We start from the raw sequence: 18,556 nt of genomic DNA on the forward strand, positions 1-18,556 counted from the left end.
AAAAACTCAGACTGAAACAGTCTGAGTTTTTCTTATGAGCGTAATTCTTTTAAAATACTTTTTGCTTTTTCTAAGTTAAACGTTTTTTCAGCAATCAAACCATCTACTAGCTTTGGTACTTCTGCTTCTTTGGCTCCTGCCAAGAGGGCCAAAGATTTTGCTTGCAATTTCATATGTCCCTGCTGAATACCGGCCCCAACTAAGGCCTTAAGTGCAGCAAAGTTCTGAGCCAAGCCCATAGATACAATAATCTGTGCTAGGTCTTTCGCAAATGGTTGACCTAAAAGTTCGTGACTAAGGACAACACGAGGGTTGAGACCAATAGAACCACCCTTGGTTGCAATTGGCATAGGAAGAGTCATCTCTCCAATCAGTTCCTCTTTCTCTGAGTCTAATGTCCACAGACTAAGTCCTCGATAAAGGCCATCACGACTAGCATAGGCATGGGCTCCTGCTTCGATAGCCCGCCAATCATTTCCTGTCGCAATCAAGAGAGCATCAATCCCATTAAAGATCCCCTTATTATGAGTAGCAGCTCGGTATGGATCTGCTTGAGCAAAATGACTAGCCAAGACAATCTTGTCAGCCAATTCACGCGCTTCATCCTTATTAGGACTCAAATAGTGAAAAGCAATACGACAGCTAGATGTCACCAGAGACTCTGTAGCATAGTTAGATAAAATTCCCATGAGACTTTGTCCACGGCTTAGACTCTCAAGATGAGGTTTTAAAGCCTCTAGCATGGTATTAAGCATATTAGCTCCCATAGCTTCTTGAGTATCAACGTGAAGATAAACAACCAGAAAATCTGTCTGTCCAGAAACTTTCTCAACTCGTATCTCTCGCGCTCCTCCTCCTCGCTTTACAATTGAAGGATAAGCTTGATTTGCTATTTCAAGTAGCTGGTCTTTTTGATTCAGAATTTCCTGACAAGCCTGTTCTCTATCTGGGACTTGATAAAGAGCAACCTGACCAATCATTAGTCTTTGATGAACATGGGCACTAAAACCACCAGACCTATTGATAATCTTACAGGCAAAACTAGCTGCTGCCACTACTGATGGTTCCTCAGTCACATAAGGAACTGTATAAGCCTGATTATTTACTATTACCTCAGGTACAATTGAAAAGGGAAGAGAAAAGGTCCCTATTACATTTTCACTTAGCTGGTCAGCAATAGCAACACTCAAAGTCTCATTTTTCTCCAGATTCTCTTGAAGTTCATGAGAGAGCAAGTCAGAATCCCTAAGCATTTTTAGACGTTCTGGATATGTTTTTTTTGAAAATCCACTCCAATTAATCTTCATCATTTTTCAACCCTGCTATAATAACGGTGATGTTCTAAAATTTCAACCAGAGCATATTCCTGGTCTTCATAGCCCGAGAATTTAGCAGAACCTGAATCATCAAGGTGTGTCTCCTCATAGAAGACTTTTTCGTATTCTTGGACTGAGAGAGCTTTACGCTTGTCTAGCACTTTGATACGGTCTTTATCTAGATACTTCTCATAACCTTCAACCAATTCGACACTAAAGAACTCAGATACTGCTCCACTACCATAACTGAATAGTGCAATTCTATCTCCAGCTTTCAATGTTTCTGCATTTTCCAAGAGAGAAAGTAATCCAAGAAATAGAGAGCCTGTATAGATATTACCAACTCGATTACTATAGACAATAGAAGCGTCAAAGTGTTTCTGTAAGAGCTCTTGTTTTTCCTGAGACAAGGATTCCTCCAATAGCTTATTAAAACCTTTGAGTGCTAATTTAGGATACGGCAAGTGGAAACATACTGCCACAAAATCATTTAAAGTCCAATTAAATCGTTTTTTATATTCTTCCCAAGTAGTTTGCAAACAATCTAGATACTGCTGGGTAGAATATGCTCCATTTACAAAGGGCGTAATCGAGTAGTTCGGACGCCAGAAATCATTGATATCTCTAGTCTGAGCCACGTTATCATCATTAAAGCTCAAAATTCGTGGATTTTGAGTAATCAACATTGCAATACTACCTGAACCCTGTGTAGGTTCACCCGGTGCATTAATACCATATTTTGCTATATCACTAGCAAGAACAAGTACTTTTGATACTGGTGAATTTTCAACATGCAACTTGGCATAGTGTAGAGCTGCTGTCGCTCCATAGCAAGCTTCTTTGATTTCAAAACTGCGAGCAAAAGGTTGAATACCAAGTAAGCCATGCACAAAAACAGCTGCAGCCTTACTTTGATCAATACCAGATTCTGTCGCAACAATGACCATATCAATTTCTTGCTTTTCTTCTTCTGTCAGGATAGAATTCCCAGCACTAGCTGCAAGGGTCACGATATCTTCAGTCAAAGGAGCGATACTAATCTCCTCTAGTAAAAGTCCTTTTGTAAATTTTTCAGGGTCTACCCCCCGTGCATTTGCTAAATCTTGTAGTTTCAAGACATATTGACTGGTCGCAAAACCAATCTTATCAATACCGATTGTCATATTTACCTCTGTATTTAATCATTCATTGTAAAAAATCGTTCAAGTCTATTTTATCACAAATTAAAACAAAATAGAGAAAAAAGCCTTAATCTAAAACTCATACTATTTTCTAAACATTCATCAATCATCATCTGAATCACTCCCGTTTAATAGTTTTATTCAATTAAAAATCGAACCTTAGATGGTTCGATGTGATTTTAAATGATGATACAATTTTAGAATAACTGTCCCACTGGCCATTCCAATTGAAATGACAAGAGCTAACATGACAACCAGCATAGAACTAGCAATGGCATTTCTATAGTCTCCTGTAACAAAGAATGAAGTTGTTCGATAAGACAGATATCCTGGAACTAAGGGCGCCAATATGGCAAGGCTAAAAACAACTGCAGGTGTTTTATAGATAATGCTCATAATCTGGCTAATACATGAGCCAATTACGGCAGCAATGAAAGTTGCTAAAATGACGTTAGTCGGCTCCTTAAGAACTAGATAGAGCAACCAGATAAACATTCCTAAAACTCCACCAGGAATTAGCATAGAACGTTGTACGTTTAAAACGATTAAAAAAGTGATAATTGCTAGTAAACTCGCTAGAGCTTGCAATAAAAATGTTGTCAAATTCATATTAGTAGTTCATGAGTACCAGGGCGACAGAGGTGCCAGCCCCCAAGGCAAGGGTAATCAGCAAGGATTCAAACATCTTGCTCATACCAGAGTTAATGTGATTGGTCATGATATCACGCACAGCATTGGTTAAGGCAATCCCTGGCACGAAAGGCATGACAGCCCCTGCTATAATTAAGTCAGCCGTTGAAGGCAAACCAGAATAACGAGCCCAAACTTGTGCTATCAAACCAAAAACCAAGGCACCTGCAAATGCAGTCATAAAGGGAATGCGAATAAATTTCTCTACATAAAGCGAAAAAGTAAAAGCAAACAAGGTCGCAACTCCTGCGCCAATCGCATCATAAGGATTTCCGCCAAACATAATAGAAAAGAATGGAGCACTTAAGGTTGCAGCAATGGTTAACTGTACTTTAGAGTAGGGCAAGGATTTTTCATTTAAAGCCTGCAATTGAACAAAGGCTGTCTCCAAATCAATTTGCCCAGAAACAAGCTGTCGCGAAATCTGGTTGACATCACAAACTTTCTCAATATTGTAGAGAGACGAAGTCACTCGCTTCATACGAGAGATATTGGTGTTTTCAATAGAGAAAAAAATGGCCGCTGGCATGGCTAAAACATTGCAATCCATTATCCCTTGTGAATGAGCAATGCGGATCATAGTATCTTCTACACGATGAATTTCCGAACCATTTCGAAGCAAAATCGTGCCTGCAAGCATAATGATATCAATCACTGCATTGAGTTCTTTTGATTCCTTCATTTTCTCCCCCTTTTTGATATCCTTTATTTTATCATAAAATCTTCAGAAAAAAAACTTTGCCACAAATTCTGTGACAAAGTTTTATGAATAGTCTTTATTAGCTTTCTCAGTTATGATCAGGTGTTATTGACTGACTAGTTTCTGCCTCACGAGTTTGAGGAGGTGTTACCTCGATTCTATTTTCATGAGGTACTTGTGGTGTGATTGTAGTAGTTGTCGTTTGTTTTGGTTTATAAACAGAAATTTTGACGTGAGTTTTGCTAATATCAAGATCCTCGTATGGTTTTGGACTCTGATTGATTACAGTACCTTCAATAGTTCCCTCAAGAACTGTAGAAACTTCTACTACCTCAATATTAGCTTCTTTAACACCCACAACTTGAATCAAATTATTCTTTGTAAATTCAAGACTTGAGCCGATATAATAAGGCATTGAAACAGTTGTAACCTTTTTAGCAACTGTCAAGGTAATCTCAGTCGCCTTGCTAAGATCGTAAGTTGTTCCTTCTGACAAACTTTGTCTCATTACAAGACCAGGTTCAGTTTCACTCGATTCTTCCTCAACAATCTTAATCAGATTTTCTGGGACTTTTTTGTCTTTTAACTCTGCTACTACATCTGAAGATTTTCGTCCGATATAGCTCCCTATCGGGAATGAAGGTTTACCTGATGAAACAATCAGATTAACTTTAATACCTTCTTTGCGAGATGAACCACCATCTGGATCCGTTCGAATAACTCGTCCTTCTTCTACTGTATCACTGGATTCGCTTTTCTCTTCACCAATTTCAAAATTGGCATTTTTCAGAGCTTCTTTGGCCTCAGCTACTGTTTGTCCTGCTACCTTCGGAATCACAACAGTTGCTGGCGTCTTAGATATAATCCATAGTATAGAAGAGAGCACAAGAATAAAACTAGCTAGGAGAACCAAGTAACGAGCCTTAAAGCGACGCTTCTTCACCGACTTAGCTACTCCCTTAGGTTTAGGAGCTGCTTGAACGATCGGTTTCTTAGTCTGAGGACGACTATCTTTTGGTTCAACCTTAGGAATCGTTGTCAAGGTTTGTTGCTGAATCTTTGGTAATGTTTTTGTATCAACCTTACTTGTATCATCAAAAACACGTTTAGATTCATTTCGTCTATTGTGAGAGAGACTGCTCAATAAATCTACATACATCTCAGAGACTGTTTGATATCGATCCGTTAATTTTTTCGCTGTCGCTTTAATAACAACATTTTCTAATGATTGTGGTACCGAAGGATTTTCAGCTATAACAGATGGGAGTGGTTTCTGAAAATGCTGAAGGGCAATCGTGACCGCACTATCTCCATCATATGGGACATGCCCTGTTAACATTTCAAAGAAAATAATTCCCATGGCATAAATATCACTCTGAAACGTAGCTTTAGAGCCACGAGCCTGTTCAGGCGATAAATAGTGGACAGAGCCCAACATAGAGTTAGTTTGAGTCAAGCTGGTTTCCGCAAAAGCTACCGCGATACCAAAGTCAGTAACCTTAGCTGTTCCATCTGGAGTCAAGAGAATATTTTGAGGCTTTAAATCACGGTGAACAATTCCTTTTGCATGTGCTAAACGCATAGCTAGCAAAATCTGACCCATGATACGAACTGCTTCCTCATTTGAAAGAGGATAGTGTTCTTTAATATATCGCTTAAGATCGAGACCTGCTACGTATTCCATAGCTAGGTATTGCTGACCATCTTCTTCACCAATATCAGTAATCCGAACGATATGAGGATGATCCAGGTCTGCCATCGCTCGCGCTTCCCGTTGAAAACGCGCAACAGCTATAGGATCCGTCTGGTAGTTGGTCCTCAGGACCTTTACAGCTACCTCTTCCCCATCTAAAATCAAATCCTTGGCCAGGTATACATCTGCCATACCTCCACGACCAATTTGTTTGATAATTCGATACCGTCCGGCAAAAATCTTGCCGATCTGGATCATAGTGCCGCCTCCTCCTTAATCGAAACAAGGGCAACACTTATGTTATCAAGCCCTCCGGCATTATTTGCAAAACGAATCAAGGTTGCTGCTTTATCATCCAGTGAGATATCACTTGTTACAATATCACAGATTTCACTTCCAGAAATCATATTGGTTAAACCATCACTATTAAGCAAAATATAGTCTCCTGGTTCAAGTGTGATAATTCCCATGTCTGGTTGAATTTCATCTTTTTGACCAATAGATTGAGTGATGATGTTCTTTTGAGGATGTGCTTCTGCCTCTTCTTGAGTTAATTGTCCAGCTTTGAGCAGTGCGTTAACCAAAGAATGGTCACTTGTCAAAAGATGATATTCTTCTCCACGGATTAAACCGATACGCGAATCACCGATATGGGCATAAATAGCTTGATTCTCAATGATAGCAAGAGCTTCTAAGGTTGTTCCCATACCTCTATAAGCTTCATCACGACCTAGTTGGTAAATCTTTTGATTTTCAATTTCTAAATTATGGGCAAACCATTCGCGAACTTCATTTACAGTGTCAATTTGAGTATCAACCCAAGCTACACCTAAGTCCGTTACCGCCATTTCACTAGCAATATTGCCTGCACGATGTCCTCCCATTCCATCAGCCAAGATAATCATCGTATGACCTGCTCGGTTGACAAAAAGGTTGACATAGTCTTGATTGTTTTTTCGTTTCTGACCCACATCTGTTAATAATGAAATTTCCATTGTGTCAGTTCCTTCCTAATCAGATATCTTTCGAAACTGGCTGATAAAGAATCCATCACTACCATACAGTTCTGGAGTAATGAGGATACAACCATCTTTTAAGATATCTTTGCATTCATGTTCTAGTTTAACCTGCTCAAACTCAGGGTGTCTTTCTAAAAATGTCTGAACGACTTGAAAGTTTTCCTCCGAGACTATAGTACAGGTACTATAGGTTATTATACCACCTTTTCGTAGTGTTTGACAAACACTACCTAATATTTCCAACTGAATTTCCTGTAAAGACATGAAATCCGCAGTTTCTTTGTTGTATTTAATATCCGGTTTTCGACGTAAAAGCCCTATTCCAGAGCAAGGAGCATCCACCAAAATCCTATCAAAACAATTTTGACCAAAAAAATCATGAACTTTCCTAGCATCTAGTTTTTCTGTTCGTACGCGATCCGCTACGCCTAAACGCTCTGCATTTTCTTGAATCAAATTGAGTTTATGATCGTAGAGATCCAATGCAGTCACCTGACCTGTCGTGAGATAAGAGGCCATATGGGCTGTTTTCCCACCTGGAGCTGCACAAGCATCCAAAACCTGCTCCTCTCCTTGTAGATGAAGAGTTGGAGCAACCAGTTGACTAGACTCGTCCTGAATGGTAATAGCACCCTCTGCAAATAAGTGATGACCAGCAAAATGCCCTTGTTCTTTGACCAGACCAGAAGTTGATAAAGCAGAATCACTTGCATCAAGCAGAGCTTTAATTTCCTCTTTTCGACTCAAATCTGTCACACGGATACTGGCTTTATTGCGTTTCAAAAGACTCTCAAAAATTGCTTGCGCTCGCTCTTCTCCATACTCTTCCTTGAGCTTAGAAACTAACCACACTGGCAAAGAGTAGGCGATAGAATCACGCTTGTTCTTACGTTTGATACTGGCAACATCTGGCAAACCTTCTCGCAAGATACGGCGAAGGACTGCATTGACCAGTTTTTCGCTACCTTTTTTACGAAGTTTTGCAGTTTCTACCGCTTCATTGACTACTGCATGATCAGGAAGCTTATCCAAGTATTGGAGTTGATAGACGCTCATGAGAAGCAAAACATAGAGCCAACTGTCTAGCTTGTCTCTATCCTCAATAAAGTGAGACAAATACCATTCTAAAGTTAGTTTACGAGCTACGGTTCCATAAACAAGCTCTGTCACCAAACCTTTGTCAGTTGCTGACAGTTGACTTCCCTTGAGGTGTTTATTTAAGGCGATATTGGAGTATGCTTGATTGACAAAGACATCCTCTAGCACCTTTAAGGCTGAGTTTCTAGCCGTTTCTACTTTAGTTACCAAATCGTTCTCCTACTGCCAAACTTCGTCCAACACCGTTTAGGAAAGAAGCAATGTCCATTTTAGGTTTTCCTGCTGGTTGAACCTGTTTGAGAGATAGAGCTCCTTCTGCTGTTGCGACAATCAATTCTTTCTTACCAATGGAGAGTATCTCACCTGGAGTTCCTTGACCTTCTACTGGCAGGGCTTCATAGATTTTGAAGCGTTCTCCCTTTAGGAAGGTATGAGCAACTGGCCATGGATTCATCCCACGGATTTGGTTGAAAAGTTGACGGTTGGTCTTGTTCCAGTCCAGTTTTTCCTCCTCAGGTTTGATATTTGGTGAGAAAGTTACTTGGCTCGGGTCTTGTGGTTGAGCCTGAATTTCACCAGCTATATAAGCAGGTAGAGTATCCAAAAGCAAATCACGCCCAACAATGGCCAATTTTTCAAACAAAGTTCCAACATTGTCCTCATCAGTAATGGGAATACTGCGACGAGAAATCATGTCCCCTGCATCCATTTCCTTGACCATTTCCATAATGGTTACTCCTGCTTCTTCATCACCTTGAATCAAGGCATAATGGATAGGAGCTCCACCACGGTGCTTTGGAAGAAGCGAAGCATGAACGTTGACTGCAAAATCCATACTATCAAGGAGTTTACTTGGGAGAAATTGTCCAAAAGCTGCAGTTACAATCCCGTCAGCTCCCAAATTCATGATAGCTTCCATTTCTGGACTACCTGATAATTTTTCTGGTTGGTAGATAGGCAGACCTGCCTCTTTGGCAGCTTGTTTTACTGGGGTTTCCTGGATAACTTTTTTACGACCGACAGCACGATCTGGCTGAGTCACAACCGCTACAATCTCGTAGCGGTCATCTGACAAAAGCCCCTTTAAAACAGTTGCTGAAAAATTGGGAGTTCCCATAAAGATTAGTTTTGTCATCTTTTCTCCTTCTATAAAAATTGTTGCGGTTCGTGGTCAATACTGAGACGAAGTTCGCTATTTTCACGTTCTTGAGTTAGGGCTAAGACCTGATTAAGGGTTGAAGCTAACTCATCTTCTAAACGATATTTGATTAAAATCTGATAATGATAGAGGTTATGAGTACGAGCGATAGGTTTTGGCGTCGGACCTAGAATTACACTAGCATCTGATAAACCTGACCGCAAAATCTCCATAACTTGATAAGCACGTCTAAGAACCTCTTCTTCTTTTTTATGAGATAAGGTGATTCCAATAGTAAAATAATAAGGTGGATAACCCAACTGACGTCTGGTACCCATTTCATAGGCATAAAAACCTTCGTAGTCCTGATCCTTGGCAAAACGAATGGCATAATGCTGAGGATTATAGGACTGAATCAAGACCTGACCTGCCTTTTCAGCACGACCAGCGCGACCTGCCACCTGGGTCAATAGTTGGAAGGTTCTCTCAGAAGAACGAAAATCAGGAAGGTTTAAAGCCGTATCTGCATTGAGGACACCAACCAAGGTCACATTTGGAAAATCCAAGCCCTTGGCAATCATCTGTGTCCCCAGTAAAATATCTGCCTCCCCTTTTCCAAACTGATCTAGTAGAGCTTGATGACTACCCTTCTTACGAGTTGTATCCACATCCATGCGCAGAATACGTGCCTCTGGAAAGAGTTCTGTTAGCTCATCATAGGCCTTTTGAGTCCCTGTTCCATAATAACGAATGCTACGACTCTGACAGTTTGAACAGACATGTGGAATTTCCTTCGAAAAGCCACAATAATGGCAGTTCATGGTTTTGGTATCCATATGTAGCGTCAAGGAAATATCACAGTTAGGACATTTATCAACAGTTCCACATTCCCGACACATGACAAAACTAGAATAACCACGACGATTGAGCATGAGAACAACCTGCTCTTTTTTATCCAGTCGATCTTGAATTGCCTTAATCAGTGGTGGTGTATAGTTTGATGTTTCATTCTGCCCGATGTAATCACGGAAATCAATGAGTTGAACCTCAGGAATACTTGCTAAAGGATTGGCCCGTTGAGTCAGACGTAGATGTTGATAAACACCCTTACCAGCACGCGCACGACTTTCTAGACTCGGTGTTGCAGAACCAAGAACTAGGGCAGCTTGATTGTACTTGGCACGTAAAAGAGCCACATCTCTAGCATGGTAACGAGGATTGCTGTCTTGCTTATAGCTAGCCTCGTGCTCTTCATCGATAATGATAACCCCTAGATTTTTCAAAGGTGCAAAAACGGCAGATCTTGCACCAACAACTACCTGAGCATCTCCACGCTCAACCTTGCGCCACTCATCATACTTTTCACCATTGGACAAGCCTGAGTGGAGGATAGCGACTTTATCGCCAAAACGAGCAATAAAGCGCTCGGTCATTTGAGGTGTCAGAGAGATCTCTGGAACTAGAACAATCGCTGTTTTTCCCATATCCAAGGCACCTTTGATAATCTGCAAGTAAACCTCGGTTTTCCCACTTCCAGTGATTCCTTGTAGAAGAAAGGGAGGGTGTTGCTTACCAATCGCGTCAACAACTGCCTCATAGGCTTGTTTTTGCTCTGGGTTTAATTCTAGGGCTCGATTTGACTCGATTCCTTCAAAGTAGGTAGCTGAACGTTGAACTTCCTTTTGAAGAATCGTCAAAGCTCCCTGTTCCACAAAGAAGTTAACTTGTTCCCGTGAGTAATGTTCTAACAAAGCAGCCAAAGGAGTACTTTCAGGATGAGCTAATAAATAATCTCGCAGTTCCAATTTCTTCTTGGCACGGTTGGAGATTTCTAGCTGTTCTAATTTGTCAAGATTCACTTGAATCCAAGACTGTGTTTTAACCTTCTTCTGGTCTATAGCCTGATACTCTAACTTCAAAAGTCCTTTGCGAGTCAATCGCATCATCTCGGCCTGCTTTTTCAAATCAAGCGATGAAAAGGCTAGAGATTCTTGCGAACCGAATAAGCGCTCCTTGTCCTCCTGACTCAAGCCTTCCAGAGGATAGAGGATTTTATCATAGCTAGAATTCAAAAATCCTGGAAGCATAGCTTTTAGAATAGAAATCTTGTATGAAAAAACTGACTTACGTAGTTCTTCAGCCAACCAGAGTTGTTCCTCCGTTAAGACAGGAGAAAAGTCCAGCACCTCAGCAATTTCTTTCAAGTCCTCATCTGCCATTTCGGATTCTTGTTCCATTCCAAGAACAATCCCTTGAATCAAGCGATTAGCCTTCCCGAAGGGTACATGAACCCGCATACCAACTTCCAGCATGTCTACAAATTCCTCAGGGACCTTATAACTGTATGGTTGGTCTGTCTGCATCAAGGGAACATCTACAATGATCTTTGCAATAGCCATATCCTCACCTCCTTCTCTTCTTAAATCGTTTTAATTGATTGAGTATTCTTGCAATAGAAAAAATAAGATTGAGTCCCCCCAACCTTAAATTTTTTCACCTTCTTCTTTTTCTTTAGCGATTTGCTCTTTGATTTTCTTTTCTTCTTCTTCTCTCAAGCGTCTTTCTTCTTCGATACGACGTTGAACAGCTTCACGTTTTCCTTCTGGATCTGGGTGGATGGTTACGTTCCCTGATTCAATTTCTTCCAAGGCACGAAGAGTCGATTTTTCAGACTTAAAATCTTGAGTTGGGGGTGCTCCAGCTTCTAATTCGTGGGCACGTTTTGCTTCCAAAATTACGAGTGAATATTTTGATGGTACCTTGTCAAGCAAGGTATCAATAGAGGGTTTTAACATCATTTACTTGTACCTATTTTCTATAGTTTAGCGAATATTTGGAGACTTGGGTAACATATCCTGGTAGTGACCGATAACCCGATCAACACGGAAATGTTCTGCTTCAATGACACGTTTCACACGCTCGGCAGCAAGAGGAACTTGGTCGTTGACAATAGCATAGTCATACTCACGCATTAAAGCAATTTCTTCCTTAGCTTTTTCAATACGCTGAACAATCACTTCTGCACTATCTGTACCACGGCCTACGAGACGGTCTTGTAATTCTTCCAAATCTGGTGGAGTCAAAAAGATAAAGACAGCATCTGGAACTTTTTTCTTGACCTGAAGAGCTCCTTGGACTTCAATCTCAAGGAAAACATCAATTCCTTTATCAAGCGTTTCGTTGACATAAGTTAGGGGAGTTCCATAGTAGTTACCAACATACTCAGCATACTCTAACATCTGTCCTTGACGAATCAACTCTTCAAATTCTTCACGCGTACGGAAGAAATAGTCAACTCCGTCTACTTCACCTGGACGTTGCGCCCGTGTCGTCATCGATACTGAATATTGAAATTGATTTTCAGAACTCTCAAAAATTTCTCTTCTAATTGTTCCTTTCCCAACTCCAGAAGGGCCTGAAAAAACGATTAGTAAGCCTCGGTCTGCCATGATGTCTCCTTTGGATAGTTTGTGAAATGACCTAAAAACATGAGCAAGATTATCTGTATAAAGGCATTTCTAGTAACTACAATCTTTCTATCTAGTGTAACAAAAAAGCAGTAATTTTTCAACTGCTCTTTCTTATTTATTTTGCATAATCAACTGCACGAAGTTCACGAATTACGGTTACCTTGATATTTCCTGGGTAATCGAGATTGTTTTCAATTTTCTCACGAACTTTGTGAGCCAAGATTGTGACTTTATCGTCCTTGATTTGACCTGGGTTTACCATGATACGGATTTCACGTCCCGCTTGAAGGGCAAAGCTATTTTGAACTCCTTCAAAGCTATTAGCGATTTCCTCTAAATCATGGAGACGTTTGATGTAGCTTTCAAGTGATTCGCTACGAGCTCCTGGACGGGCAGCACTCAAGGCATCCGCCGCAGCAACAAGAACTGCAATAACACTTTCAGGTTCTACATCTCCGTGGTGGCTAGCAATAGTATTGATCACAACTGGGTGTTCCTTATACTTGCGAGCCAATTCTGTACCGATCTCAACGTGGCTGCCTTCTACCTCACGGTCAATGGCTTTACCGATATCGTGAAGGAATCCTGCACGACGAGCGAGAGCCGCATTTTCACCAAGTTCACTAGCCATGATACCAGCTAACTTAGCAACTTCAATCGAGTGACGCAAGACATTTTGACCGTATGAAGTACGGAACTGCAAACGACCCATGATTTTCATCAAGTCTGGGTGAAGGTTCGGTGCCCCAATTTCGTAGGCTGCAGCTTCACCATATTCACGAATCTTATTGTCAATCTCTAGACGATTTTTCTCAACCAACTCTTCGATACGAGCTGGATGGATACGTCCATCCTTAAGTAAGGTTTCCATCGTCATACGGGCAATCTCACGGCGGATAGGATCGAAACCTGACAAGGTTACCACTTCTGGCGTATCATCAATGATGACATCAACCCCTGTCAAACTTTCAAAAGTACGGATGTTACGACCTTCACGACCAATGATACGACCTTTCATAGTATCATCAGGCAGATGAACTGTCGAGTTGGTAGACTCAGCTACATACTCACCAGCAATTCTCTGCATCGCTTGGGACAAGATGTCCTTAGCAAGCTTATCTGAACGTTCCTTAACTTCTTGCTCAGCCTCACGAATGCGACTAGCAATTTCTTTAGTTAAGTTTTCCTCTGTCTGAGCTAAGATAATATCTTTTGCTTCTGTCTGTGTCAGAGAACCGATACGTTCCAATTCAGCTTCTTTTTGTCTTTCGACTTCCTCTAATTGCTCTTCCCGTGCATCAAGGTTTTTTGCTCTATCAGAAATACTTTGTTCTTTTTGTTCAAGAGTTTGTTCTTTGTTCGTTAAATTGTCATCTTTACGGTCAAGACTCGCTGCTCGTTCGGTTAAACGAGTTTCAATTTGTTTGAGTTCTTGACGTTCTGATTTAAATTCAGCGTCCACTTCTTCACGGTATTTTCTGGCTTCCTCTTTGGCCTCCAATAGTGCTTCTTTTTTAAGAGACTTACTTTCACGTTTAGCTTCATTCAATAATAAATCAGCTTCACGCTCAGCCTGTCCACGTAAATTAGTTGCTTCTTGTTCAGCATTTAAAAGCATCAACTCTGCAGCCTCTTGTGATGATTTCATCTTGACTGAGATGCTGATATATCCAATGACTAAACCAATGATGACGGCAAAAACAAGAATCGCAATTGTCATGATTTCCATGTTTTTACCTCAATTTATTTGTTTATCTGAATGACATACATTCTTATACATTTTACCACAAAAAAACATTTTTAACAAACCTTAAATAGAAGATGTTTTGGATATTTTTTTATGGAAAATCTTTTACTTCCTTATTAGAATAGGTCTATTTGAATAGAAATATTTTTACTTATTTTTTACAAAATAAAAAAAGCCTACCTTTCAGTAGACTTCGTTTGATTCGATTCTGATTGGCACTCGACCAAAATTTTGTTCTGAGATACTTGAATGTCCTAATTGGTAAATCTGGTCTGCCTTTTGGGTTATGGCATCCCAGGGTTCTTTACCGATTCGGCTAACTAGATTAACCTGCTCCTTGAGAGCTTTAAGGTGTTGTCTGCCTTTTTCGGTAAAACCAAGGACGTGAATACCTTCTGGCAAGTCACTTTCTCTGGCCTGGACCAAGATATAGGTCAAGAGGCGTCGCACACGCGCCTTGGTGTAGCGTTTGGTAGCCACTAACTCGACTAATTCTTCTACAGACTGAGCTGTCTTTATAGCATTCTTGATCCGCACCGCCATTTCTTGATTGACCTGATAAATAGTACTTAGATCTGAATTTGACAAGATTTGATAACGTAAAAATGGAAAATAATCTTCCCAGCTCACCTTACAAGCATTTTCAAACAGGTCTACAGAAGGCATAAAGTGTTCTAAGAAATCTTGATCTGATTGATGCTGTCGGATGGCTGTCGCCGAGGCAAAGTTCACATCCTTGTCCACAGAGTGATAGCCTGCACCCTGACGTTTAATTGGATGAAGTTTGATGTTTCGTCCAGCAACTGCCTTGGTATAGGCCAGAGCAAGAACATGATTGGGCGTATCACCCGAAAAATCAAGAGCTGCAAATTCCTTCCACATGGCTTGGGTTTTCTGAGGATAAGAGAGTGAATCAGGCAGATTATCTACAAAATTCTCCATCTCTTGACCACGCTCTGCATATAAGTCAGCAATTTTCTGGTAATCCAGAACTTCTTCTGTCCCAAAGGCTAGGCTATCAATCCCCAACCTTGCCAAGATATCTACTGCTCCTTGTCCAAAGAAATCCGCTGCCTGAACACTGACTAAAAAGGGCAATTCTACTACCAAGTCTGCTCCATTCTCCAGTGCCATTTGAACCCGTGTCCACTTGTCCACGATAGCAGGCTCGCCTCGTTGCATGAAATTCCCAGATATGGCCACAATTTTCAACCCATCTGCCTGTTCTAGCAGGTATTTGTGGCCATTATGAAAAGGATTGAACTCCGCTATAATACCTATAATGGTCATGGTAATCTCCTACTTCTGCGCCACAAAAAACCAACGGGTGCTAGTTTCTGTAGGCTCCTTATCCTCAAAGTCTGCGTAGAGTTTGAAGGATTTGAAACCAGCCTGCTCCAGTAAAATATCATAGGTCAAAACTTCGTATGTACGCTCCTCATGCACTTCATCGTGGCGACTAAAGGAACCATCCACTTCCTTGACAAAAAAGGTCAACTCATGCACGATAGAATGTGGTGCTGCATCCTCGTAGGTATCCCAGAGCATGGCAAAGTCTTCTGCATTTTCATGATAAGAATAGCCTGGAAAAACCTCATCTGTCTGGTAGGTCGAATGCACATCAAAGATGAAGACTCCATCTTCATTAAGGGCATTATAGACTTCTTTAAAGACATCCCCGACTTCAACCTCATCCTGCATGTAGCAGATAGAGTCCGAATAACACGTGACAAAATCATATTTACCTGCCTTGGACAAGTCCAACATATTGCCCTCCATAAAATCAATCTTTTGCTTGGCTGAAGTCGCTCTCTTATCAGCAATCTTCAGCATATCGGCGCTCAAGTCCAGTCCAGTTACATCAAAACCAGCCTGAGAAAAGCGGACAGACTGAATCCCTGTCCCACAAGCCAGCTCCAAGAGTTTCTTTCTCTCCTTAGTCTTGGGCAAATGACGCAGCGAAAAATCCGTCCATTTATCGTATAAACTATCATCCATCACAGCATCGTAAACAGCCGCAAAGGTTTCGTATGTTGCCATAATCATGATACCAAGAGCATCTCTGGAAATACCACTCGCTCTCACCTTTCTAACGATTTTCTTCTAAATTAAGCAAATAAACCCAGTTGACTGCAACTGAGTTCAATTGAAGACAAAGTCTTTTTAAGACTTTCCTTGGGTGATTTCGGACGTCTGCGACCTTCTTCGAAGTTCCAAGATTTAGTTTTGAGCCTAAAGTTTCAAAACTCCCGACTTCTTGAAACATTATCGTTTCAAAAACTTTTATCACAACGGAAAGTCTCGGTAATTTCTCACTTCGTTCTCAACAAACTAGAACGATTTCAATACATTGTAGAATTTCAAAGCTGTTACCAATCAAAAAGACCAATCATCTTCTACGCCAAAGCTTCAGATAAATCTACTGAATCCGCCTCATGCCATAGTTTTTCTAGGTTATAGTGGGCACGCATTTCTTCTGAGAAGATATGCACTACGACACTACCAAGATCTAGCAAGACCCAGCCTCCAGCTGCATCGCCTTCGACATGTCTGCCTTTAAAGCCCGCGTGGGCTACTTTTTCACGGATATTTTCAGCGATAGCGTCTAATTGACGGCTATTCATTGAGCTAGTGATAACAAAGTAATCTGTTACACTGGTCAATTCTTGTACGTCAAGTGCGAGGATATCCTCCGCACGTTTCTCATCAGCCGCTTTCACGACTAGTTCTAATAATTCTTTTTCGTTCATTTAGTCCTCTTTCAAATAGTGCACAAAGGCGTTATAGGTTTCAAGGGTTTGGGGATAGATAGGAAATCCCTGGTGAGCTAAATGCTCCACAGTACGAGCTGTTTCGTAGGCCACAGCCTTATTGAGCGATTGCTCAGCAATCTCACGCGCCTGGTCCACTCCCGGAAAAGCACGATTGTGCTCGATGTAGTCTGCGACGTAGATAACCTTATCAAGGTCCGTCATCTGACCAGCTCCAACTGTATGAATTTCAATAGCTCGTAGGATTTCAGAATTTTGTAAATCCAAATCTTCCTGAATCTTGTATATACCGACCATGCCATGCCAGACATTATTGCCCCAGTTTTTAAGATCAGAGTCAAGTTGATAACGATCTATCAAGTCTAAAAATTCTTGATCTGATAGCTTTTTAGCATAGTCATGAAGGAGACCTGCCAAACCAGCTTTCTCAACATCCACACCAAATCGCTGAGCCAATTCTATGGCTGCACGCTCTACACCCAAACAATGGGTTAGACGTTTTTCAGGTAGGAGCTCTGCCATTTTTTCCAACAATTCTTCACGCGAACAGTTGATATAGTCTTGGTATGCCATCAGTAAAGCCCTTCTTTCTCAATATAGTCTAGCACTGGTTTTGGCAAGAGAAAGTTAGGTGTGCGACCTTGGGCGATGAAATCACGTACCATACTGGATGAAATATCCATGAGAGGCACATCCACCCAGATGACTGGATAAGAAGTCCCAGCCTTGTATCGTGGTCGCTGAACTCCTACAAACTGAACTAGTTCCACCAACTCATCAATTCTATACCACTTAGGCAGATAATCTACCATATCTGCACCGATAATGAAATAGTAATCTGTATCTGGATTCTTCTCTATCAAAATCTTCATGGTGTCGTAGGTGTAGGAAATCCCCTTACGCTCTAGCTCAATAGTCTCAATAGCTAAACCTTCGATTCCGTCAATTGCCAATTCAAGCATCTTGAGGCGATGATGTTCAGGAATGGTTTCTTTTTTGTCTACGTGAGGTGGTTGGTATTCAGGCATGAGCAGAACTTGATCCAATCCCAACTGCTGGCGCACTTGGTCTGCCACGATAAGATGGGCGTTGTGAACAGGGTTAAAATTTCCCCCTAAGATTCCAACTTGCTTGCGTTTTTTATCCTTGATTTCTGGCTCTAACTCCACTTTTGTAAAGGGAGTTAATAATTCGATTGCCATAGGCTAATCTCCTTTAATCTTCTGTAAAAACAGTTTGGGAGTATTTTTTTAAATTTCTTTAACTTTTTTAGAAATCTTACGATTTTCTTTCTTGCTTGATTGTTTATACAAAATCAAGATACGACCGATTTTTTGGACTGTATCCACACCGATTTCTTCTTCCAAGATTTCAGCTACTTCGTGGATGTTTTCATCTGTGTTTTGCAAGAGAGTAACCTTGATCAATTCGCGGGCGTCAAGTGCTTGTCGAACGCTGGTTTTGATTTGGTCGTTGAGTCCATTTTTCCCAATTTGGATAATGGGTTTGAGGGTGTGTGCCTGGCTGTTGAGGAAGGCACGTTGTTTTGATGTTAATGACATAATTTTCTTCCTTTTTTGATAGTTATTTTAGGTGGTGGGGGACGGTCGGAACTAATTTCCCAAAGATTTCATCTTTGAAAAATGGATTTCCTGACCTCACAATTGAGCCTAGGTCTCAATTGCGCCCCTTGCCAATCTATAGATTGGCAATCACACCACGGCAATAACTAT

General features: G+C 40.9%; 18 protein-coding genes. All 18 read right to left on the minus strand.

Features of this window, described 5'->3' with window-relative positions; all coding sequences use genetic code 11:
• Positions 1 to 32: 32 nt before the first annotated feature.
• Positions 33 to 1,307, minus strand: coding sequence for a hydroxymethylglutaryl-CoA reductase, degradative (locus tag BQ2679_RS10085; RefSeq protein WP_075568092.1), 1,275 nt, complete (start codon positions 1,305 to 1,307; stop codon positions 33 to 35).
• Entirely contained in the window at positions 1,307 to 2,479 is a 1,173-nt protein-coding gene (locus BQ2679_RS10090; RefSeq protein ID WP_075567995.1) for a hydroxymethylglutaryl-CoA synthase, read from the minus strand. The genes BQ2679_RS10085 and BQ2679_RS10090 overlap by 1 nt, the downstream gene beginning before the upstream one ends.
• Positions 2,480 to 2,656: 177 nt before the next feature.
• Complete coding sequence (locus tag BQ2679_RS10095; RefSeq protein WP_075567996.1) at positions 2,657 to 3,106, minus strand: threonine/serine exporter family protein; 450 nt, start codon at positions 3,104 to 3,106, stop codon at positions 2,657 to 2,659.
• A 1-nt stretch (position 3,107) separates the two neighbouring features.
• Complete coding sequence (locus BQ2679_RS10100; RefSeq protein ID WP_075567997.1) at positions 3,108 to 3,869, minus strand: threonine/serine exporter family protein; 762 nt, start codon at positions 3,867 to 3,869, stop codon at positions 3,108 to 3,110.
• A gap of 106 nt (positions 3,870 to 3,975) precedes the next feature.
• Positions 3,976 to 5,838: a Stk1 family PASTA domain-containing Ser/Thr kinase gene (gene pknB / locus BQ2679_RS10105; protein WP_075567998.1), complete on the minus strand. Its 1,863-nt coding sequence runs from the start codon at positions 5,836 to 5,838 to the stop codon at positions 3,976 to 3,978.
• A complete protein-coding gene (locus BQ2679_RS10110) occupies positions 5,835 to 6,575 on the minus strand; it encodes a Stp1/IreP family PP2C-type Ser/Thr phosphatase (protein ID WP_075567999.1) in 741 nt (246 codons plus the stop codon). The genes pknB and BQ2679_RS10110 overlap by 4 nt, the downstream gene beginning before the upstream one ends.
• A 15-nt stretch (positions 6,576 to 6,590) precedes the next feature.
• Positions 6,591 to 7,907 (minus strand): 16S rRNA (cytosine(967)-C(5))-methyltransferase RsmB, encoded by a 1,317-nt coding sequence (gene rsmB, locus BQ2679_RS10115; protein WP_075568000.1) that lies wholly within the window; start codon positions 7,905 to 7,907, stop codon positions 6,591 to 6,593.
• Positions 7,897 to 8,832, minus strand: a complete 936-nt coding sequence (fmt, locus tag BQ2679_RS10120) for a methionyl-tRNA formyltransferase (RefSeq protein ID WP_075568001.1) — start codon at positions 8,830 to 8,832, stop codon at positions 7,897 to 7,899. The genes rsmB and fmt overlap by 11 nt, the downstream gene beginning before the upstream one ends.
• 11 nt (positions 8,833 to 8,843) lie before the next feature.
• Positions 8,844 to 11,234: a primosomal protein N' gene (locus BQ2679_RS10125; protein WP_075568002.1), complete on the minus strand. Its 2,391-nt coding sequence runs from the start codon at positions 11,232 to 11,234 to the stop codon at positions 8,844 to 8,846.
• Between the two features lie 84 nt (positions 11,235 to 11,318).
• Positions 11,319 to 11,633, minus strand: coding sequence for a DNA-directed RNA polymerase subunit omega (gene rpoZ, locus BQ2679_RS10130; RefSeq protein WP_075568003.1), 315 nt, complete (start codon positions 11,631 to 11,633; stop codon positions 11,319 to 11,321).
• Positions 11,634 to 11,657: 24 nt separating this feature from the next.
• Positions 11,658 to 12,284 carry a guanylate kinase gene (gene gmk / locus BQ2679_RS10135; protein WP_075568004.1) on the minus strand — a complete coding sequence of 209 codons (627 nt, stop codon included), beginning with the start codon at positions 12,282 to 12,284 and terminating at the stop codon, positions 11,658 to 11,660.
• Between the two features lie 136 nt (positions 12,285 to 12,420).
• A complete protein-coding gene (locus BQ2679_RS10140; RefSeq protein WP_075568005.1) occupies positions 12,421 to 14,034 on the minus strand; it encodes a ribonuclease Y in 1,614 nt (537 codons plus the stop codon).
• Positions 14,035 to 14,235: 201 nt separating this feature from the next.
• On the minus strand, positions 14,236 to 15,342 hold the full coding sequence (locus BQ2679_RS10145) for a nucleotidyltransferase (protein WP_075568006.1): 1,107 nt from the start codon (positions 15,340 to 15,342) through the stop codon (positions 14,236 to 14,238).
• A 9-nt stretch (positions 15,343 to 15,351) separates the two neighbouring features.
• Positions 15,352 to 16,092 (minus strand): class I SAM-dependent DNA methyltransferase, encoded by a 741-nt coding sequence (locus BQ2679_RS10150; RefSeq protein ID WP_280136853.1) that lies wholly within the window; start codon positions 16,090 to 16,092, stop codon positions 15,352 to 15,354.
• Positions 16,093 to 16,448: 356 nt separating this feature from the next.
• The gene (rsfS, locus tag BQ2679_RS10155) at positions 16,449 to 16,802 is read right to left on the minus strand and encodes a ribosome silencing factor (protein WP_075568007.1); all 354 of its coding nucleotides are present in this window, start codon (positions 16,800 to 16,802) and stop codon (positions 16,449 to 16,451) included.
• Positions 16,803 to 17,396, minus strand: a complete 594-nt coding sequence (yqeK, locus tag BQ2679_RS10160; protein WP_075568008.1) for a bis(5'-nucleosyl)-tetraphosphatase (symmetrical) YqeK — start codon at positions 17,394 to 17,396, stop codon at positions 16,803 to 16,805.
• Positions 17,396 to 18,025 (minus strand): nicotinate-nucleotide adenylyltransferase, encoded by a 630-nt coding sequence (locus BQ2679_RS10165; RefSeq protein WP_075568009.1) that lies wholly within the window; start codon positions 18,023 to 18,025, stop codon positions 17,396 to 17,398. The genes yqeK and BQ2679_RS10165 overlap by 1 nt, the downstream gene beginning before the upstream one ends.
• 48 nt (positions 18,026 to 18,073) lie before the next feature.
• Positions 18,074 to 18,385 (minus strand): ribosome assembly RNA-binding protein YhbY, encoded by a 312-nt coding sequence (yhbY, locus tag BQ2679_RS10170; RefSeq protein ID WP_000060171.1) that lies wholly within the window; start codon positions 18,383 to 18,385, stop codon positions 18,074 to 18,076.
• Between the last annotated feature and the right edge of the window lie 171 nt (positions 18,386 to 18,556).

Source organism: Streptococcus timonensis, from assembly GCF_900095845.1.
Lineage (GTDB): Bacteria > Bacillota > Bacilli > Lactobacillales > Streptococcaceae > Streptococcus > Streptococcus timonensis.